General features: G+C 57.5%; 18 protein-coding genes. All 18 read left to right on the top strand.

Annotation, left to right across the window (positions count from 1 at the left end; genetic code table 11):
- The first annotated feature begins 11 nt into the window (after positions 1–11).
- The 18 genes from ACI6NM_RS10440 to ACI6NM_RS10525 all read left to right on the top strand — a co-directional run bounded on the left by ACI6NM_RS10440 (position 12) and on the right by ACI6NM_RS10525 (position 20,848).
- Complete coding sequence (locus ACI6NM_RS10440; RefSeq protein WP_022272962.1) at positions 12–1,358, top strand: acetyl-CoA carboxylase biotin carboxylase subunit; 1,347 nt, start codon at positions 12–14, stop codon at positions 1,356–1,358.
- An 18-nt stretch (positions 1,359–1,376) separates the two neighbouring features.
- Entirely contained in the window at positions 1,377–3,155 is a 1,779-nt protein-coding gene (locus tag ACI6NM_RS10445) for an acetyl-CoA carboxylase carboxyltransferase subunit alpha (RefSeq protein WP_262427769.1), read from the top strand.
- A gap of 36 nt (positions 3,156–3,191) precedes the next feature.
- Entirely contained in the window at positions 3,192–4,349 is a 1,158-nt protein-coding gene (locus tag ACI6NM_RS10450) for an NAD(P)H-dependent flavin oxidoreductase (protein ID WP_262427770.1), read from the top strand.
- A 47-nt stretch (positions 4,350–4,396) separates the two neighbouring features.
- A complete protein-coding gene (locus tag ACI6NM_RS10455) occupies positions 4,397–5,002 on the top strand; it encodes a nucleoside recognition domain-containing protein (RefSeq protein WP_022272965.1) in 606 nt (201 codons plus the stop codon).
- A gap of 650 nt (positions 5,003–5,652) precedes the next feature.
- Complete coding sequence (locus ACI6NM_RS10460; RefSeq protein WP_262427771.1) at positions 5,653–7,347, top strand: ABC transporter substrate-binding protein; 1,695 nt, start codon at positions 5,653–5,655, stop codon at positions 7,345–7,347.
- A gap of 83 nt (positions 7,348–7,430) precedes the next feature.
- Positions 7,431–8,378 carry an ABC transporter permease gene (locus tag ACI6NM_RS10465; protein WP_262427795.1) on the top strand — a complete coding sequence of 316 codons (948 nt, stop codon included), beginning with the start codon at positions 7,431–7,433 and terminating at the stop codon, positions 8,376–8,378.
- Between the two features lie 5 nt (positions 8,379–8,383).
- Complete coding sequence (locus ACI6NM_RS10470; RefSeq protein WP_416782601.1) at positions 8,384–9,229, top strand: ABC transporter permease; 846 nt, start codon at positions 8,384–8,386, stop codon at positions 9,227–9,229.
- A gap of 13 nt (positions 9,230–9,242) precedes the next feature.
- Positions 9,243–10,115: an ATP-binding cassette domain-containing protein gene (locus ACI6NM_RS10475; RefSeq protein ID WP_262427772.1), complete on the top strand. Its 873-nt coding sequence runs from the start codon at positions 9,243–9,245 to the stop codon at positions 10,113–10,115.
- Positions 10,112–10,744, top strand: coding sequence for an ABC transporter ATP-binding protein (locus ACI6NM_RS10480; RefSeq protein WP_262427773.1), 633 nt, complete (start codon positions 10,112–10,114; stop codon positions 10,742–10,744). Before ACI6NM_RS10475 ends, ACI6NM_RS10480 begins: the two co-directional genes overlap by 4 nt.
- Positions 10,745–10,830: 86 nt before the next feature.
- Entirely contained in the window at positions 10,831–11,271 is a 441-nt protein-coding gene (locus ACI6NM_RS10485) for a pilin (protein WP_158358976.1), read from the top strand.
- Between the two features lie 96 nt (positions 11,272–11,367).
- Positions 11,368–11,841, top strand: a complete 474-nt coding sequence (locus ACI6NM_RS10490) for a prepilin peptidase (protein ID WP_262427774.1) — start codon at positions 11,368–11,370, stop codon at positions 11,839–11,841.
- A gap of 23 nt (positions 11,842–11,864) precedes the next feature.
- Positions 11,865–12,914: a type II secretion system F family protein gene (locus ACI6NM_RS10495; protein WP_262427775.1), complete on the top strand. Its 1,050-nt coding sequence runs from the start codon at positions 11,865–11,867 to the stop codon at positions 12,912–12,914.
- A gap of 61 nt (positions 12,915–12,975) precedes the next feature.
- Entirely contained in the window at positions 12,976–13,437 is a 462-nt protein-coding gene (locus ACI6NM_RS10500) for a hypothetical protein (RefSeq protein WP_262427776.1), read from the top strand.
- Positions 13,438–13,439: 2 nt separating this feature from the next.
- Positions 13,440–13,781, top strand: coding sequence for a hypothetical protein (locus tag ACI6NM_RS10505; protein ID WP_215654472.1), 342 nt, complete (start codon positions 13,440–13,442; stop codon positions 13,779–13,781).
- Positions 13,778–14,260, top strand: coding sequence for a prepilin-type N-terminal cleavage/methylation domain-containing protein (locus ACI6NM_RS10510; protein ID WP_215654470.1), 483 nt, complete (start codon positions 13,778–13,780; stop codon positions 14,258–14,260). The genes ACI6NM_RS10505 and ACI6NM_RS10510 overlap by 4 nt, the downstream gene beginning before the upstream one ends.
- Positions 14,257–15,456 (top strand): GspE/PulE family protein, encoded by a 1,200-nt coding sequence (locus ACI6NM_RS10515; RefSeq protein ID WP_262427777.1) that lies wholly within the window; start codon positions 14,257–14,259, stop codon positions 15,454–15,456. The genes ACI6NM_RS10510 and ACI6NM_RS10515 overlap by 4 nt, the downstream gene beginning before the upstream one ends.
- Positions 15,457–15,803: 347 nt before the next feature.
- The gene (locus tag ACI6NM_RS10520) at positions 15,804–17,045 is read left to right on the top strand and encodes a DUF6273 domain-containing protein (RefSeq protein ID WP_262427778.1); all 1,242 of its coding nucleotides are present in this window, start codon (positions 15,804–15,806) and stop codon (positions 17,043–17,045) included.
- A 71-nt stretch (positions 17,046–17,116) separates the two neighbouring features.
- Positions 17,117–20,848 (top strand): N-acetylmuramoyl-L-alanine amidase family protein, encoded by a 3,732-nt coding sequence (locus ACI6NM_RS10525; protein ID WP_262427779.1) that lies wholly within the window; start codon positions 17,117–17,119, stop codon positions 20,846–20,848.
- Positions 20,849–20,852: the final 4 nt, after the last annotated feature.

Raw genomic sequence — 20,852 nt, forward strand, 5'->3', positions numbered from 1 at the left:
CTGGTGAAGATATGTTTCAGAAAATTCTGATCGCCAACCGCGGGGAGATCGCGGTGCGGATCATCCGGGCATGCCGGGAAATGGGGATCAAAACGGTGGCTGTCTATTCGGAGGCAGACCGGGACGCCCTTCATACGCTGTTAGCGGACGAGGCCATCTGCATCGGCCCCGCCCCGTCGGCAGAAAGCTATCTGAATATGGAGCAGATCCTTACGGCCTGCGTGGCCATGAAGGCGGACGCCATCCATCCAGGATTTGGATTTTTGTCGGAAAACGCCAGGTTTGCAGAGCTGTGCGAGAAATGTCATATCCGGTTCATCGGCCCTCCGGCAGAGGTGATCCACCGGATGGGAAATAAGTCCGAGGCCAGAAAGACCATGATGGAGGCCGGAGTTCCGGTGATCCCTGGAAGTAAGGAGCCGGTATTTACGGTGGAGGAGGGCTTAAAGACTGCCAGAGAGGTGGGCTTTCCTGTGATGATCAAGGCGTCCAGCGGCGGCGGCGGAAAGGGGATGCGGGTCTCCTATGGGGAAGACGATTTTGCGTCCAATTTCCAGAACGCCCAGATGGAATCGGTCAAGGGATTTTCCGACGATACCATGTACATCGAGCGGTTTGTGGAGCGTCCCAGACACATCGAGTTCCAGATCCTGGCGGACAGCTTTGGAAATGTGGTCCATCTGGGAGAGCGGGACTGCTCCATCCAGAGACGCCACCAGAAGCTTCTGGAGGAGGCCCCGTCGGCGGCTATCTCAGAAGAGCTTCGTGAGCGTATGGGCCAGGCGGCGGTGAAGGCCGCAAGATCCGTACATTATGAGAATGCAGGGACCATTGAGTTCCTTTTGGATAAAAATAAAGAATTTTATTTCATGGAAATGAATACCAGGATCCAGGTGGAGCATCCGGTGACCGAGGCGGTGACGGATCTGGACCTTATTAAGGAGCAGATCCGGATCGCGGCGGGGGAGCCGCTGTCTGTGACCCAGGAGGATATCCAGATCACCGGCCATGCCATTGAGTGCCGGATCAATGCCGAAAACCCGGATAAGCACTTTATGCCGTGTCCGGGCACCATCACGGATATCCATCTTCCCGGCGGGCGCGGGGTCCGGGTGGATACGGCGGTCTATAATAATTATACGATCCCGCCCAACTATGATTCCATGATCTTAAAGCTCATCGTCCACGACAAGGACCGGCCATCGGCCATTGCCAAGATGCGGAGCGCCCTGGGAGAGCTGGTCATCGAGGGGATCACCACCAATGTGGATTTCCAGTATGAGCTCATCGGAGACAGGGATTTTGAAGATGGAAATGTGGATACGGATTTTATCCCGTCCCATTTTCCAGACTGCTGATAGTGAAGGAGGTTTTCCATGCTGCGGGATATGTTCAAGAAGACATATACAAGGATCGACACCAGATACCGCGCCCCGGAAGCGGAGCGGACGGAAAAACAGGAAGAGGAACCGGGGATTCCGGCGGGAATGTGGAGAAAGTGCAATAAGTGTGGGAAACCCATCTATGTGGAGGATGTAAGGGAGAATTTTTACGTCTGCCCCAAATGCGGAGGCTATTTCCGCGTCCATGCCTGGAGGAGGATCCAGATGGTCACGGATCCCGGCACCTTTGAGGAATGGGATCGGGAAATGGAGGTCTCCAACCCCTTAAACTTCCCTGGATATGAAAAAAAGCTGGAGGCAGCCAGGGAAAAGTCCAGGCTCAACGAGGCCATCGTCACCGGCTGCGGAAAGATCGGCGGCAATCTGGCGGTGATCGGCGTCTGTGATGCCAGGTTCCTAATGAGCAGCATGGGCCACAATGTGGGTGAGAAGATCACCAGGGCTGTGGAACGGGCCACCAGGGAAAAGCTTCCAGTGGTGCTTTTTGCCTGCTCCGGCGGCGCCAGGATGCAGGAAGGGATCGTTTCCCTAATGCAGATGGCCAAGACGGCGGCGGCCCTTAAGCACCACCATGATGCGGGCCAGCTCTTTGTCAGCGTGCTGACGGATCCTACCACCGGAGGCGTCACCGCCAGCTTTGCCATGCTGGGAGATATCATCCTGGCGGAACCGGGGGCCCTCATCGGCTTTGCCGGCCCCAGGGTCATCGAGCAGACCATCGGCCAGAAGCTGCCGGAGGGGTTCCAGAGAGCAGAGTTTCTTCTGGATCACGGCTTTGTGGATAAGATCGTGGAGAGAAAGGAATTAAAACAGACCCTGGAGACCATCCTGCGGCTCCATCGGAAAGAGGAAGGAACAGCTGGCGGAGACAGCGTTAGGAACGGCGGCGGGGCGCGGAAGCAGGAAGAGAGCTCCGACGGCATCAAAGGCTCTCTTCTTTCAGCCGTCCAGAACCGGGCCGGAGCCGTGATCCGAAGCGCCTGGGATTCGGTGCTCCTTTCCAGGAAGGCCGACCGGCTGGTGGCTTCTGATTATATTGATGCATTATTTGAAAATTTCATGGAATTTCATGGAGACCGGTACTTCAAAGACGACGGGGCCATCATCGGCGGGATCGCAGAGTTCCATGGGATCCCTGTGACGGTGATCGGACAGGAGAAGGGAAAGACCACTAAAGACAATATCCACCGGAATTTCGGGATGCCTTCTCCTGATGGCTACCGGAAGGCCCTGCGGCTCATGAAGCAGGCGGAGACCTTTGGCCGTCCGGTGATCTGCTTTGTGGATACCCCCGGCGCATTCTGCGGCCTTGAGGCCGAGGAGCGGGGCCAGGGCGAGGCCATTGCCAGAAATCTTATGGAGATGTCGGGGCTTAAGGTTCCGGTGCTCTCCATTGTCATTGGAGAAGGCGGGAGCGGCGGCGCCCTGGCCATGGCCGTGGCCAACGAGGTATGGATGATGGAAAACGCCATTTATTCCGTACTGTCGCCGGAGGGCTTTGCCTCGATCCTCTGGAAGGACAGCAAGCGGGCCGGAGAGGCGGCCGGAGTCATGAAGATCACGGCCAGAGAGCTTTATGAGCTGGGGATCATCGAGCGGGTGATCCCGGAGGAGGAGCCGGCATGTAAGGAAACGCTTCCGGCCATTGCTTCTTATCTGGACCAGGCCTTAAGCCGGTTCCTGGAGGACTGGAGAGACGTGGATCCGGAGGAGACGGCATTCCTCCGGTATGAGCGGTTCCGCAGATTTTAGGACAGACCGGCCGTAAGCCGGGGAAAAGAGGGAGTTATGGGAGAAGCAGCGTTACAGTTAAAGCCGTTGAAGATCGGTCCACTGACGGCAGAATACCCGGTGATCCAGGGCGGCATGGGCGTTGGGATCAGCCTTTCGTCCCTGGCGGGGGCTGTGGCAAAGGCCGGAGGGATCGGGATCATTTCCACGGCCCAGATCGGCTTTAAGGATCCGGATTTTTTAAAGGATCCCATGGGAGCCAATCTGAGAGCCATCCATGAGGAGCTTAAAAAGGCCAGGAAGACCGCCCCGGAGGGGATCCTGGGCTTTAATATCATGGTAGCTACGAAGGAGTACGCCCGGTATGTGAAGGAGGCCGTGAAGGCTGGAGCGGATGTGATCATCTCCGGCGCGGGGCTTCCGGTGGATCTGCCCAGATATGTGAAGGAGGCTGCAGAGGAAATGGGGGAAGAGTGTCTTCGCCGTCCCATGCTGGCTCCCATTGTTTCCTCCATCAAGTCGGCGTCGGTGATCTGCAAGATGTGGGACCGGAAGCATAAGACGGCTCCGGACTTTGTGGTGGTGGAGGGGCCATGTGCCGGAGGCCACCTGGGATTTTCCAGGGAAGAGCTTTCTGAATATGAAGTTGACACTCAGTATGTGTCAAAAACGTATAAAAGAGAGAAGTATGAAGCGGAGATCCGCGGCATCATCGGCGTGGTGAAGGAGTTTGCCGGAAAGTATAAAAAGGAGATCCCGGTGGTGACGGCCGGAGGGATCTTTGACCATGAGGACGTGCTGCGCCAGCTCCGTCTGGGGGCCGACGGCGTCCAGGTGGCGACCCGTTTCGTGACCACAGAGGAATGTGACGCGGATCCTGCCTATAAGCAGGCGTATCTGGATGCGGAGGAAAAGGACATCGTGATCGTAAAGAGCCCGGTGGGAATGCCTGGAAGGGCCATACGGAACCGGTTCCTGGAAAGGGTCCAGGAGGGAAGGATCCCGGTGAAGGGGTGCTTCCGGTGCCTGGAGCACTGCAATCCGGCGGAGACCCCGTACTGCATCACCCGAGCGCTCATCCATGCTGCTGAGGGAAATATAGAGGAAGCCCTGCTGTTCTGCGGAAGCAACGCGTACCGGTGCAAGAGGATCGAGACTGTGCCGGAGGTAATGCGGAAGCTTTGCGGCGTGGAGCCGGAGGAGGAAAGCGAATAAATCCCGCCCTTCTGTCATAAAATCTGGCAGAGGGGTGGGATTTTTATATGTTAAATTATCTGTGGGCCGGGATGATGGCCCTGGGGATCCTGTGGGGAGCGTTCCATGGAAATCTGGCCCAGGTGACCAATGGAGCCCTGGATTCGGCCAGGGAGGCAGTGACCCTGTGCTTAACGATGCTGGGGATCATGTCCTTCTGGTGCGGGATCCTTAAGGTCGGGGAAGAGGCCGGGCTCATCGAGGCGCTGACAAAAAAGATGAGGCCGGTGATCCGGCTTTTATTTCCGGATATGCCGGAGGACCATCCGGCGGCGGCCCATATCTCCACCAATATGATCGCCAATATGCTGGGCCTGGGCTGGGCGGCGACCCCCGCCGGGCTAAAGGCCATGGAGGAACTGGAAGCTTTGGAGGAGGAGCGGAGAAGGCAGAAAAAGCCGGGGGCCTTCGGAAGGGGAACGGCCAGTAATGAAATGTGTACGTTTCTGATCGTCAATATCTCGTCCCTTCAGCTGATCCCCATTAATATGATCGCCTACCGGAGCCAGTACGGCAGCGTGAGCCCGTCTGCCATCGTGGGCCCGGCGCTGGCGGCGACGGCGGTGAGCACTCTGACAGGGGTGGCGTACTGTCTTCTGAAACGGAGGAGGTGAGGAGATCCTGATACGATTTTATACCGGAGACACTTGACATTTTTCATTTATATATATATCATCAATATGAAAACAGCCAATAGTTTCATCTGCAAAAGCGAAACCCCAGAGGAGGTGCTGACTCCGCTGGGGTTTCTCGCTCGTTTCGGTGAGCTGGTCCGTTCAGGCTGTTACTGTCCGTTAGTTTCTATCCAGCCATCTGCATATGTAGTAACTTACTACACTTGCTCCGACAGAAACTAAAAATGAAGCCAATAGCTCCACCTGCTCACCTCCTCCCGCTGGAAAGAGTCGACAGCAAAGATATGGTATCATATAAGGAGAACGATTTATATGGTGTCCGGTATAATTTAAAAAATAGTTGACCTTTCCGGCGGGAGACTTTATGATAATACATATGCGCGGCAGAAGCCGCATACCGCACCCAGAAGGATGCAGGCGGCATGGGCCGCGACTAAAAAACACGCAGATATCAGGTACCAGGAAGGTACAGGGAACAGAAGCTCCCTGATTTTTCTGGTACCTTTTTATTTGCGCGGGCAGCGAGCCAAAGTCTGCGTGTGCACGAGACCTTGGCGGCTACCGCGATAGCCATGAGAAACCTGTGCAGCGTATTTCTTATGGTTTTGCAGAAAAAGGAGAGGAAACGTATGAGATATCAAAAGAAATGGAGAGTGACAGCCGCCCTTCTGGCGGCGGCGCTGGCGGCCTCCTGTGTGACGGGCTGCTCCGGCGGACAGGAAAACGCAGAAACGGCAGGAAATACAGAGGCAGAAGGCAGTAAGGGGACAGAGGGAGCCGGGACGGCGGAAAGCGGAAGCTCCCAGTCCGCAGAGACTGAGACCAGGGATTCGGTCGTCGTGGTCATGGGCCCCACATCGGAGCCGGAGGCAGGCTTTGACCCGGCATACGGCTGGGGAGCCGGTGAGCACGTCCACGAGCCTCTGATCCAGAGCACTCTGACGGTGACCACGCCGGACCTTAAGATCGGCTATGATCTGGCGGAGGACGTCCAGGCCAGTGAGGACGGGCTCACCTGGCAGGTGAAGATCCGGGATGATGTGAGATTTACGGACGGAGAGCCGCTGACCGCAGAGGATGTGGCCTTTACCTATAACACGCTGAAGGATACAAGCTCTGTCAACGATTTTACCATGCTGAAGGAGGCCGTTGCGGTGGACGATACCACCGTGGAGTTCCATATGAACCGGCCCTACTCCATCTGGCCTTATACCATGGCCATCACAGGGATCGTTCCGGAACACGCCTATGGCCCGGATTACGGACAGAAGCCCATTGGCTCCGGACGATATATTTTAAAGCAGTGGGACAAGGGGCAGCAGGTGATCTTTGAGGCCAATCCGGATTATTACGGGGAAGCTCCGAGGATGAAGAAGGTGACGGTGCTGTTCATGGAGGAGGACGCGGCCTATGCGGCGGCTCTTTCCGGCCAGGTGGATCTGGCCTACACTTCGGCGGCCTACTCGGACCAGACCATGGACGGCTTTTCGCTGTTTTCCTGTGAGACGGTGGACAACCGGGGCTTTAATCTTCCGGCTGTGCCGGCCGGGGAGACCGATGAAAACGGAGTTCCCATTGGAAATGATTTCACCAGTGACGTCCGTGTCCGCCGGGCCATTAACCTGGCCATCGACCGGCAGGCCATGATCGACCATGTGCTCAACGGCCACGGGACCATTGCGTACAGCGTCTGCGACAAGATGCCCTGGTACAGCAAGGATTCTGAAGCTGCCTTCGATCCCCAGGAGGCGGAGCGGCTTCTGGATGAAGCCGGATGGAAGACAGGAGCGGACGGGATCCGGGAAAAGGATGGAAAGAAGGCTGGATTCACAATGCTTTACTCCGCAGGAGATTCGGTCCGCCAGGCCCTTTCAGAGGATACGGCCAACCAGCTGGCAGCGTTTGGGATCCATGTGACTGTGGAAGGCGTGGGCTGGGATACGGCCTATGACCGGGCCCAGTCGGAGCCTTTGATGTGGGGATGGGGAGCCCACACGCCCATGGAGCTTTATAATATCTACCACACAAGGCCGGGTGGGAAGTATGCCCAGTATTCTCCCTATTCCAACGGGGCCGTGGACGCCTATATGGACGAGGCCCTGGCCTGTACGGATCTGGAGGCCTCTTATGAGCTTTGGAAAAAGGCCCAGTGGGACGGCGGGACCGGCATTACCCAGGAGGGGGATCTTCCCTGGATCTGGCTGGTGAACATCGACCATCTGTACTGGGTGAAGGACGGGCTCCAGGTGGCGGAGCAGAAGCTCCATCCCCACGGCCATGGCTGGTCCATCATAAATAATGTGGACCAGTGGACATGGGAGTAGGCCGGAGGGCGCACCGGAGCGGAAGGACGGGCCATGGAACTGGAAAAACAGTCTGGGGGCTTCTGGCCTTCCAGACTGCCCGCATGGCCCTTCTGGTGGCCCTGGTGAGCATCCTGGCCTTTGTCCTTCTTTCTGTTTCTCCGGTGGATCCCCTTCAGACCAATGTGGGCCAGGCGGCCCTTGGAGCCATGAGTCCGGAGCAGGTAGAGCGGCTTAAGGGATACTGGGGAGTGGACCTGCCTCCGGCAGAGCGGTATCTTTCCTGGGCGGCGGATGTTCTGAGAGGAGATATGGGGACCTCCCTTCTGTACCGGAGACCAGTGGCGGAGGTGATCTGGGAAAAGCTTTCCAACTCTCTCTGGCTCCTGGCCTCTTCCTGGCTGCTGTCGGGCCTGCTGGGCTTTACCCTGGGCGTCCTGGCGGGAAGAAAACGGGGAAGGCTCTGTGACCGGCTGGTGACGGGATATTCTCTCCTGGCAGCCAGCACCCCTGCCTTCTGGACCGCCATGGTCCTTCTTATGGTCTTTGCCGTTTATTTTAAGTGGTTTCCCATCGGCTTAAGCGTCCCCATCGGCGTAACGGCGGAGGAGATCGCCCTCGGAGACAGGATCCGCCATGCGGTCCTGCCGGCAGCGGCCTTAAGTCTTACGGGGATCTCCTCAGTGGCCCTCCATACCAGGGAAAAAATGGTCAGCATCATGGAAAGCGACTTTGTGCTGTTTGCCAGGGCCAGAGGAGAGTCGGAAACGTCCATCGTCCTCCGCCACGGCCTCCGGAATGTGCTGATCCCTGCCATGACCTTGCAGTTTGCATCCATCAGCGAGATCATCGGCGGCTCTGTTCTGGTGGAGCAGGTATTTTCCTATCCGGGACTGGGCCAGGCGGCAGTGACAGCCGGACTGGGAAGCGACGTGCCCCTTCTTCTGGGGATCACAGTGGTCACGGCGGTACTGGCAGCTTCCGGGAACCTGGCGGCCAGCATTCTTTATGGAATCGTGGATCCCAGGATCCGGAAAGGAGCGGCCCGATGAGCGGTATGAAGAAAAGAGAAAACGGGAAGAGGCTGGGGAACCGCCGCCTTTTTTCCATGGGATTGTTTGGGGCGTCGGTCCTGTTCCTGCTCCTGGTGGCTGTTTTTGGGTATGTATGGCAGGATGCGGCATCGGTCACAGATTTTTCAAGGAAGAACCTTCCTCCCTGTGCCGGATATCTGTTCGGCACTGACTGGATGGGGCGGGATATGTTTGTCCGTACTGTGGCGGGCCTTTCCATGAGCATCCGCCTGGGACTTTTAACGGCCGCGGTCAGCGCGGTCATCGCCTTTCTTCTGGGGCTTTCGGCCGCGGTCCTGGGACGGGCAGTGGACGGGCTTGTGACCCTTCTGATCGATCTGGTCATGGGGATCCCCCACATGCTGCTTCTGATCCTGATCTCCTTTGCCTGCGGAAAGGGCTTCTGGGGCGTGACCCTTGGCATCGCACTTACCCACTGGGCGTCTCTGGCCAGGCTGATCCGCGGGGAGGTGTTCCAGCTCCGGGAGAGTCCGTATATCCGGATCGCCGGGAAGCTGGGAAAGAGCAGGGCTTATCTTGCGTTCCATCATATGGCACCGAATCTTCTGCCGCAGTTTATCACCGGGCTGATCCTCATGTTCCCCCATGCCATCCTCCACGAGGCCAGCATCACCTTTCTGGGGTTCGGCCTTTCGCCGGAGGAACCGGCCATTGGGATCATTTTATCGGAGAGCATGAAATATCTGGCCATGGGAAAATGGTGGCTGGCGCTGTTTCCGGGGCTTCTTCTGACGGCGGTGGTGCTGATGTTCCATTATGCGGGGCAGACCATATGCCGGATGGCGGCTCCGGGCAGTGTCCATGAGTAAAGAGGAGGAACATATGGAGAATCACAGAGCAGAGGAGGAGATCCTCACAGTAAAGGGCCTGTCCGTATCCTTCACCCAGTATGACCGGGGCTTTGGACGGAAGGAGATCCAGGCGGTCACAGACCTGGATCTGAGGATCCGGATCGGGGAGATCGTGGCCGTGGTGGGCGCCAGCGGATCGGGAAAGAGCCTGCTGGCCCACGCGGTCATGGGGATCCTTCCATATAATGCCTCCATGAGCGGGGAGATCCTGTTTAAAGGAACGCCGCTGACCAGTGGGCGTGTCCGGCGGCTGAGGGGCCGTGAGCTGGTCCTGGTGCCCCAGAGCGTGACATATCTGGATCCGCTGATGAAGACCGGGCAGCAGCTAACAAAAGGAAGAAAAAATCCGGAAATTCTGGAAAAATGCAAAAATATCCTGAGCTCCTGTGGACTGGGCCTGGAGGTCATGGACAAGTATCCCTTCCAGCTTTCGGGCGGTATGGCCAGGCGGGTGCTGATCTCCACGGCGGCCATGGAGGACGCAGAGTTAGTCATTGCCGACGAGCCCACGCCGGGGCTTGATAAGAAAACGGCCATGGGGGTCATGGATCATTTCAGGCAGATGGCAGACCGGGGGGCCGGTGTGCTTCTCATCACCCATGATCTGGAGCTGGCGGTCCGGTCGGCGGACCGGGTGACGGTGCTTTACGGAGGCAGGACCGTGGAGGAAACAGAAGCCTTCTCCTTTCTGGATGAAGGTCTGCTGAAGCATCCGTATACAAAAGCCCTTTGCCGGTCCATGCCGGGGAAGTGGCCGTCCGCGGACGCTTTGGAAAATGACCGGGAGAGCGGGATCCCCGATGAAGGGATCCTGGAATATATGAGAAAGGAATATGGACGATGAAGCTGGAAGCAAGGGATATTTCCTTTAGGTACGGGGAAGGAGAGAGACAGGTCCTGGCCCACGTGGATCTGACTGTGGAAAGCGGGGAACGGGTGGGGATCATGGCCCCCAGCGGCTTTGGAAAGACTACGCTTTTAAAGATCCTGGCCGGATATGAAAGGCCGGAAAGCGGGGAGGTGCTGCTGGACGGGACTCCTCTGGAGCGCTTCCGGGGATACGTTCCGGTCCAGATGATCTGGCAGCACCCGGAGCTTTCGGTAAACCCGGCCAGACGGCTGAAAATGGTGCTGGCGGAGGGGGATTGGCCGGAGGACGGCGGCGTCATGAGAGGGCGTATAGAAAAGGAAATGGGGATCCTGGAGGAGTGGAAGGAACGGTATCCGGCAGAGGTATCCGGCGGGGAGCTCCAGCGGTTTAGCATCGCCCGGGCCCTGGGACAGAGAACGGAGATCCTTCTGGCCGACGAGATCACGGCTATGCTGGATCTGATCACCCAGAGGCAGATCTGGAGCGCCCTTTTAAAGGAGACCCAGAGCCGGGGGATCTCTCTGGTGGCAGTGAGCCATTCCCAGGAGCTTTTGGAAAAGATCTGCAGCCGGATCCTCCATTTATCCGCAATATCTGGATAAGATTGACAAATTCTGGCAATTTTATTAAGATTAGGGTGCTGACGCGCATTTGACGGCGGGAGAGTACGATCTGGGAGGACAGCAGGATGAAGAAAGCAAAGAAGGGGTTTACTCTGGTGGAGCTGATGGTCGTGATCGTGATCATGGCGGTCCTGGCCGCTGCGGCAACTCCGGTTTTTGCGGGCTATGTGAAAAAGGCCAGGGCGGCAGAGCATCTGTCTGAATGCCGGGCCATTTATGTGGCGGCCCAGTCCTGTCTGGAGGAGGCTTTTCTGAAGGCTGGAGAAGGCACGGTCACAGTGGAGGACCTGGATATGGAAAGGTTTCTGAAGGATGTGGAGGAGCTTTCCGGTGTTGGCGGAATCGGGTCCGGAGAGGGAACGCCGGGGAGCGGAGGCTCTGCCGGAACCTTTTCCATTTACCTGGAAAACGGAAGGGACGGAGCCGCCTGTACGGCGGTCGTCTTTCATGGTGAAGGCTCAGACTGGGTCTTTGATACCGTGGACGGGACATATACAGAAGCATAAACTCTGGCGCGGCGCATGAAAGGATGTGCGGCGCTTTTGCTATACTGGAGACCGGGCCAGACGGCCGGGGCGTGGTACGGATCGTGGAGGAAAGGAATGGAAGAACTTTTACTGAAGCTCGTCACAGTAGGTCTGCTGGCAGTCATTGGCTGGATCGATGGGAGGACCATGGAGATCCCATACGCCTTAAGCGGCGCTCTGGCCATATGTGCCCTGGCGGACTTTTTTCTTTTCCCGGGGCTGCCTGTGGGGGAGCGTCTGATGGGCATGGTCTGTGTGTCGGTTCCTATGTATACATTATGCATGGTCGTAAAGGAGGCCTTTGGCGGCGGAGATATCCTTCTGCTTTCCATCATGGGCTTTTATCTGGGCTGGAGGGCGCTCCTTCCCGGCGTGTTCCTTGGCTTTCTGCTGGGCGGGCTGGAGGCGGTATGGCTTCTGGCATCGGGACGGGCAAAGCCTGGGGAGGGGGCCCATATGGCCTTTGGCCCGGCCCTGTGCCTGGGACTTGGGATCAGCTTGTTTTATGGAGAGAGGATCTTTTTCTGGTATGCGGGGCTTTTTGGCTGAGTATGCGCAGGGAGACGTATATTATGGAAGGTATTGAAAGAAAAAAGGAATGGAGATCCGGGGAGCTGGCTGATTTTTTTCAGCAGATGGCGGTGATGACCGGATCGGGGATCCCGTTATGCAGGGCTCTGGGGATCCTTGGGGACTGTACGGACAGCAGAAGGTTCCGGAAAATATATGAAGAACTCCGCAGGAAGATGGAGAAGGGGACCCTGGCCAGCAGCGCCATGGAGCAGACGGGCGTATTCCCGGAAATGGCCGTCAACATGATCCGTGCAGGGGAAGCGGGAGGGACCGTGCAGGAAATGGCCGGAAGGCTGGCGGTCCATTACCGGAAGGAGCACCGGATGCAGCGCCGGATCCAGGGAGCGCTCCTGTATCCGAAATTTCTGGGGCTCCTGTCGGTATTTCTGGTTCTGTCGGTTTTTCTCGTGATCATGCCCACGCTGGAGCCGCTGCTTGGAGAAATGGAGCTTCCGCGGTTCACCCGTTTTCTCATGGCGGCCAGTATATTTCTGAAGGAATGGTGGTATCTGGTCCTGGTTTTCACGGTCCTGTGGACAGCGGTCTGGGAACGCGCGGGGAAAAAACGGAGGATCCGGCTGTTTCTGGACCGTTTGTGTCTGAGGCTTCCAGTGGCTGGAAGGCTCCTGCGGTCGGTCTATACCTTCCGGTTTGCTGAATCCTTAAGCATTCTGTATGCCAGCGGCATCCCCATGCTGACATGTCTGGAAACGGCAGGAAGGACTGTGGGAAACCGGTATGTGGAGCTTCAGACCCGGTTCCTGTCTGAACGGCTTCAGAACGGGGAGGCCCTCAGCCTGGCCATAAGGGATGTGGACGGGCTGGACCGGAGGCTGGCTCTCATGGTCCTCACAGGGGAGGAAACGGGAAAGCTGGACGTGATGTTAAAAAATACCGCAGACAGCTTTGAATACGAGGCAGATATGGCTGTTTCCCGTCTGGTGAGCCTGGTGGAGCCAGTGATGATCCTGGGGCTGGGAGCGGTCATCGGCGCAGTCCTTCTGGGGATCATGGTTCCGCTTTGGAGGATGTATGGGTATATGGCATAGGAATGGACGGCCCCGGTGCAGGAAGGAGATTTTCCGTCGCCGGACAGGCCGGCTCCGGAGGATGAAGGGGTCAGCCATGCTGGAGGCCATGGCAGTGATCCTGGTATTTCTGGTGATGGCTTCCGTTCTGTTTGCATCGGGGCGGGCCCTGAACCGGCAGACCGTGAGGACTCTGGAGAAAAATGTGGCCCGGGATGGGGCTCTGACAGCGGTGAGGCTTCTGGCGCAGGATATTATGGAAGGAAACAGACCGGGAGAGGAAATGGAGCCGGAGAAAACGGAGCTGGAGGTGATCCCGGAGGACGGTCTGGGAACGTTTACGGTCCCGGTCACTGTCTGGGCCGGAGAGGAAGGCAGAAATCTGGTCCTGTACGGGATGTGCGCCTATGGAGGGCAGACGGAGGCCGTCTCCCTGCTCCTGGAGAAAACGGAAGGAAGCGGCGGCGGGGTCACGCCTTCATCTGCGGCAGCACCGGTGTGGAGACCAGTGCGGTATGCTCCGGCAGAGCCTTTGGAGGAATGAAAATGGGAAAGAAGGGATATGCGCTGGTGGAGGCGGTCACGGCTGTGGCTCTGGTGATGATGGCCTCGGGCATTCTGAGCCTGGGGATCTCCTTTGGCCTTCGTATGGAGAGACGGGCGGAACAGCTGAAGGATACGGATACGGTCCAGGAGGTCCCTGCACGCTTTAGGATGCGGACATGGGACGGAACTGTCATTTCCGGGGAGGGCTGTGTGCGCCGCCAGACGGTTACAGGCCGTAACAGAGAGCTTTTTATCTATGGCTTTGGAATGGAGCCGGGAACAGGAGAGCTGGAACGGCAGTCTTTGGATCCTGTGTTTTCGGATCAGAGGGAGACAGAATGAAGGGGACCAGGGGATTTACGCTGGTGGAGCTGATGGCGGCTGCCATGTTGGCAGGAGCGGCGCTTTTGACCGCCCTTCCCTTGATGCTCATGGCCCAGCGGACTGCCCGCAGGCTGTCCGGTGAAACAGCAGCAGCCATGAGAGGGGACGCGGTCTTTGAGCTGGCAGCCGGGGAGCTCAGATACGCAGAATCTGTATCGCTTTCAGAAAAGCCGTGGAACCGCATCGATGGGGATACGTTCGGGAGCTTTTCCGATGTGGAGATCGGGATCCGGGCAGCAGGAGAAAGAAGCCTCTGGCTGACGGTACGGGTAAACCAGGGAGAAGAGCTTCTATATGAGAGAACTGGGAGGGTGGAGCTTCTGAACGTTCCTTTTTATGGAACTGGAAGGCTCGAAGGCAGCGGAAGGACCGGGCAGTCTGCCGCGGAGGGAGCTTCTTATCCGGCGGTCTGGTACATAGACGGAGGAGATTCATGAGGGAAATGGAAATTTTAAAGGGCCTGGAGGGCGGAGAAAACATGGCGGTGCAGTTTGTAGACCATCTGCTGGCCCTGGGGCTCCGGAAAAAGGCCAGCGATATCCATCTGGAGCCGGGAGAGGAGCAGATGACCGTGCGGATGCGCACAGACGGGCGGCTGAAGGTATGTGCGGCTGTGGAAATGAGGCACCATCCCATGATCCTTACCCGTGTGAAGGTCATGGCGGATATGGACATTGCGGAAAAGCGGCTTCCCCAGGACGGCCACATAAGGGCTTCCATCCAGGGGAAGCCGGCGGATCTGCGGGTCAGCGTGATCCCAACCATACACGGCGAAAAGGCAGTCCTCCGCTTTCTGAATACAGATACAGTCATCGACAGCCCGGAAACCTTCGGCATGAGTGAGGAAAACTATGGAAAGGTACTGGATATCTTAAAGCGGCCCAACGGGATCTTTTATATCACCGGGCCCACAGGCTCCGGCAAGACGACGACGCTTTATATGATCCTGGAGAGACTGGCGGAGCTTCCGGTGAACATTGTGGCCATTGAGGATCCAGTGGAGAAGCACATCCGGGGCATCAGCCAGATGCAGGTCAATACCCAGGCCGGGCTTACGTTTGAAACGGGGCTCCGGGCTGCCCTGCGCCAGGATCCGGACGTGATCATGGTGGGAGAGACCAGGGACAGCCAGACGCTGAAGACCAGTGTACGGGCCGCGGTAACGGGCCATCTGGTGCTCTCCACGCTTCATACGAACAACGCGGCGGGGACTGTGGTGCGGATGCTGGACATGGGTGCGGAGCCGTATCTGGCGGCCAGCAGCCTGAGCGGCATCCTGGCCCAGAGGCTCGTAAGGAAGATCTGTCCGGACTGTAAGACAGAAAGGGAACCGGACGAGGAAGAAAGGAAGCTTCTGGGACCGGGGATCCGCCGGATCCGGTACGGAACCGGCTGCGCCCGCTGCGGCTATACGGGATACCAGGGGCGGACCGCTGTCCATGAGGTACTGGCGGTGGATAAGACCATCCGCGCAATGATCGCCGGAGGCTGCCGGGAGGAGGAGATCGCCTCCTATGCAGAAAATATCCTGGGAATGAGGACGCTGCGGGACGATCTTCTGCGGCTGGTGGACCAGGGGATCACAACTGCGGAGGAGCTGGAACGGCTGACCTTTGGAGAACAGAGGCCATAGGCGGAGCCGTGGTCCTGCCCCAGGACCATGGCTTTTCTGCCCGGCTGTCTTCCGATGGACTGGCAGAATGACAGGAAATCATTTTTTTATTACTATCAAGTTTGGCGGAATGCATGGTTTTTGCCATGCATTTTTTATGGATCCGCCATGGACACACCGGAAAGGTGAATGGTATACTGTCTGTAAAACAGACATTATACCACCGCGCATCTGGTTTTCGCGTACACCGCGAAAATCCAGGCGCCCAATTCACCCGGAGGGGTATACTGTCTGTAAATATTCTAAATTCATTTCTTTGAACACACACAATGCTTTGGCGTCATCAGCCAGAAGATCCTGGAGGTATTATGAAAAAAAAGAGAATAGGGGGAGTTCTGGCAGCGGCCGGGGCGGCGGCTGTCCTGTCGGGGCTTTGTACAGGAAGGGCTTTCTGCCTGGATATGGAATCCTATGCCGGGCTGCTGGATAAGGAGCGGATGTCCGGAGAGACGGAATATATGGTTTCCGGAGACCAGGAATGCCGCCGCCTTCTTATGGAACTGGTTTCCGCAGGAGCCGGGAAGGAGAGGGAGGAGTTTTTTATCACCGGGGAGGATTACGAGCCGGAGACCCTGGTGATCGCCCAGATGTTCCCGGCCGCCGTCAATATTTCCAACACAAAAATCGAGGAATATGAGGAAAACGGCCGCAGATATGTGACCTGCCGCATCGGGTTTGAGCGGCAGCCGGACCAGGAAGCGTGTACCCACCGGTGGGAGACCAGGATCCTGGAGGCCGGGACCTGTCTCTGGGGAGGAAAGGAGGAACTGACCTGCCGCCTCTGCGGGCTGAGAAAGGTCCGGTCCCCGGCTGCCCTGGGGCACCTGGATGCGGACCGGGACAGGCTCTGTGACCGGTGCAGGGATCCTCTGAACGGGGATGAACCGATCGAGACCGGCCGGTGGGCCGTGGGCGACGTCCAGACGAGAAGGCTTGGGAAGGACACGTACCAGTTCCGGTGCGTGGACGACGATTACAGCAGTGCAGGAACCGATCATCAGAAATACGCATTATTCTTATGCGAAACTGTCATACGGTCAGATATGGACAGTACAGATTCCCAGAAAAAGATCATCACATTTGGAAAAAACAATAATTATAAGGACTCAGAGATACGGAAATGGCTCTGGGACCGCTGTACGGGAGAAGCCGGTCTCCAGATGGGAGCCGGGGCCCTTATGCCTGTAAACGTCGGGGTCTGCACGGCTTTTCTCGGGCAGACGTCTCCAGGTACGGAGGGAGAGGCGGCGGAAACGGAGCTGGTGAAATATACGCTCCTTCCGCAGATGATGTCGGACCGGATGTTCCTTCTGTCGGTGGAGGAGGCGCTGAAATACAGGGAGGAGCTGTGGGACACAGTGTCAGAGGAAAGTCCGTACAGCCGGGGATACTGGCTTAGGACTCCTGTTTATCAGGAGGGAGAAAACGGAGGCTTCATCTATGGAACAGAGGCATATGCGGTGGATCTGAGGGATGGGACCATAGGCCCGGCAGAGGTTTCTGACGGAAGCTTCGGCCTCCGTCCAGCGTACTGTCTGCCGCAGTCATAGCCGGTGCTCCGGGATCTGGCAGGCACTGGGAACAGAGGTTATGGATTTCTATTGTAACAGGAGGAAAATATATGCAGTTTGAAAAACGTGAAATGAAAATGAGACGGGCCGGGAAGGCTGGCCGGGCAGCAGTATTCTGCCTGTGCGCAGGACTGGTGCTGGGAGATCCGGTGAAAGGATTTGCCTGGGAGCAGACGGAATACGTCCGCAGGGCCACAGGCTCCAATGCCCTGGGCCGTCCGCTTCTGATGGCGGAGTCCAAAGATCTGTGGGAAAACTGGGTCGGAGACCTGGGATTCCTGGATGGGACCAGAGGGGACGGAAGCCGGGAAAAGCCGTTCCAGATCTCCACAAAGGCACAGCTCATGGGCCTTTCCAGGCTTGCGGCCATGGGAATGGAGATCAAAGAGGGGGAGGGAACGTATCCGGGCGATTATTCCGGGTCCTGCTTTGAGCTCACAAGGGACATCGATCTGGGAGGGATGGAATGGATCCCCATAGGCTTTTACCGGAACAGCTCCCAGATCCATTCGGATCATATCCCGGCCTTCCAGGGGCGTTTTGACGGCAATGGAAAGACCATTTCCAATTTCCGTCTTTACCGCCCGGACTGGAGCCATGTGGGATTGTTCGGGGCCGTAAGGGATTCAGAGATCACAGATCTTACAGTGAGTCCCGGACATGTGATCACAGCGGGAGAAACGGCTGGGATCCTGGCCGGCAGCGTACAGGACAGTGTGATCCGGAATGTGGCCGTGGCCGGAGCCTTAAAGACTGCGGGAAATACCGGCGGCATTGCCGGGGAAATTGCGGGTACAGTGGTGGAAAACTGTACGGCGGATCACGTGGCCATGGATCTAGGAAAGGGAAAGGAGACCTTTGCCGGGGGGATTACCGGAAAGGCCGCAGGCTCTGTGATCTCAGACTGCACGGTAAATACTGGAGACAGCCTGAACGCCAGGATCCAGGGCGGCGGCTATGTGGGAGGGATCACAGGCTTCCAGAACGATACGGATATTTTCAATGCCCACGTCATGGGGACCATTGGAGGAAGCGGATCCCAGGCCATTGGGGGCGTAACAGGAAAATATGCCTCGGGCAAAATGAAGGTGGCCAGATTTGAGGGAAGGATCGCCAGCTCGGGCCTGGGGAGCAGCGCCCGGGAGGGAACGTTCATCGGGACCCATGATACGGGCTTTCATTTCCGCTATGGAACGGAGGCCGGGGCAGATCTGGCCTATCTGTTTGCGGATACAGAGGGAAAGATCATGGCCGGAGTCTGCGGCTCCGGGATCCCGGACGATAACCGGTTTGGCTACGACGCCCATATCGGCTTCTGGCACGGGAAGGACAATGGGTTTACCCTGGTCCAGGGACAGAGCACCAGGCCGGAGGAGGAACGGTACTTCTATGAGGAGCTGGAGGAAGGAGCGCTTCATGTGATCGACACAGAGGATTCGGTGAAGGAGATGGAATTTTCCCCGGACCATTTTGCACCGGGAAAGACGGGACGGCCAGCCAGAGGCTTCCTGGTCTCGGTGCTCCAGATTGATACGGCGGCCAACGTACAGAATTATTATGATGTGGCGTCGCTGACGGCCCGGGGCGGATCCGCTTACAGTAAGGAGCTGGATAAGTCCCACCGGGGGGCTGTGGCGGCAGGAGACACGGTCACAGTGATCACGGCCCCCAGAAATAACGGGGAGGAGAAATATCAGATGGACGGAGTTCCATTTTATACGGAACCCGGGGGCGGGAAAACACCCATGGCGTATCAGACCGGCGGCTCTTATGCCTTTGTGATGCCGGAGCATGATACGGAAATTTCGGCCGTGTATAAAAAGGTGGCGGCAGATATCCGGGTGACGCCGGAGGAGCTGGCCTTCCATGTGACAGAGGAGAGGACCGGGAACAGAAAGTCCCCTTCTATCGTCACAGAGGTTAGAAATGACGCGGGAAAGCTGATCGCCAGATACATAAATGGAAGTCTGGAAGAGGGAACAAAGGTCCAGGAGGTGAAGGTGGAGGCAGTTGTGGATAAGAACAACGATGTGGCAGACAGCCGTGTCCAGTGGAGCGTGGACGACGGAGAGCTTCTTCTTTTAAAGCAGAATCCCGATGAGGACAGCGAGGGCTATACGGAGATGAGCGCATCCCTGGAGCTGGATCTGAAGGCCGGTTTTTTCCGGGACATCATAGAGAAGGCGGAGAAGGAACAGGCAGATAAGGGGTTTAAGTATCCGATCCCCGATACCATATATGGAAACGGCACCCTGGGAGGTCTGGCTGTGCTGACTGCAAAGACCAGGCCTGCGGCCAGCTTTGAGGGAAAGCCCCTGACAGCCAACTGCCGGATCCCGGTCACCTTCCAGATAAAGGACAGGACCCGGGTGGCGGCAGAGGGGGCCTCCTTAGACCGGGAGAATCTTTTCTTTACGGTCACAAGGACGCTGACAGGCGACAGAAAAACTCCGGTGGATACAGTAACGGTCACTGGCCCGCAGACACTGAGCGCCGTTTTTTCTCCGGATCATTTTGATAAAAGGGATGTTTCCTGGTCTGTGGACGATAAAAATGTGATCCGGGTGGACGCCGGAGGCTACGGACAGGGAAATACGGAGGAGGATTATAAAAATGCCAGAGTGGAAGCTGTGAAGGACACCAGATGGATCCGGGATATCATGGCAGCGGATGACGCGGTCCACGAGGCAGATCCTTATGCCAGACGGAGCGGGGAAGGGAAGAGGACGGCCTTTGTGACCGTCACGGCGGATGATTCCCTGGGAAACAGGCAGACGGCTTCCTGCCGGGCAGAGGTGTCGTTTGTGACGGTGGATCAGACAAAGGTACTGGCGGAGGAGATCCAGACAGACCGGGAAAGGCTGGAATTTGACATGGTGCTTACAAAGACCGGCCGCCGCTCGGATCCGGTGCTCACATGGACTGGAACCGGAAGCCAGAAGGTGACGGCAGTTTTGTATCCCCAGAGACCGGAGGGGGAAGCGGAGGAGGACTGGCCGGAGCTGGAGTGGAAGGCTGACAGAGAGCTTCTGTCCGTCAGCGGGGACGGGCTGGTAACGCCGGCAGTGAATGCCGGATGGATCCAGGAGGCCATGAAGAAATATCCGTATTCTGCACAGAAAACTACAACGGCTGTTGTGGGCTCCGGGGATAAGAAGAAGGAGGTCACAGTGGTCCTGAATTTCAAAATGGAGGACCGGACATACCGTCCATCGGGCTCCGGCAGCTCCGGAGGCCACTCTTCGGGCAGCGCTTCTTCGGGGATCACCACCAGGGGGAAAAAGACGGCGGACGTACAGGCTCCCAAAGGAAGCGTCACAGGCGTATGGGTACAGGACGGCTCGGGAAGGTGGATCTTTACCAGCGGCGGGCGTACCTATGCCGGTGAATGGGCCTATATCCACAATCCTTATGCGGGCGAGGGCCAGGAAAGCACGTCCTGGTTCCGGTTTTCCAGCGACGGGGCCATGGTGACTGGATGGTTCCAGGATCCGGCAGACGGAAACTGGTATTATCTCCATGATATATCCGACGGCGGTCTGGGACGTATGTATACAGGCTGGCACAGGATCGGAGGAAGCTGGTACGCCTTCGGCCCCAGCGGCAGGATGCTGACCGGATGGAACTGGATCAACGGAAGGTGCTATTATCTGGAGCCGGAAAGCGGCAGGATGCTGTCGGATGCAGTGACGCCCGACGGATATACGGTGGACAGCTCCGGAGCCTGGACCGTAAACGGAAAGGTACAGGTCCTGGGAAGGGATCTGGAGGAGGGCCGGTAGGCCG

It is taken from the genome of Pilosibacter sp. YYHA0881, assembly GCF_051602715.1.
Taxonomy (GTDB): Bacteria; Bacillota; Clostridia; order Lachnospirales; family Lachnospiraceae; genus Alitiscatomonas; species Alitiscatomonas aceti.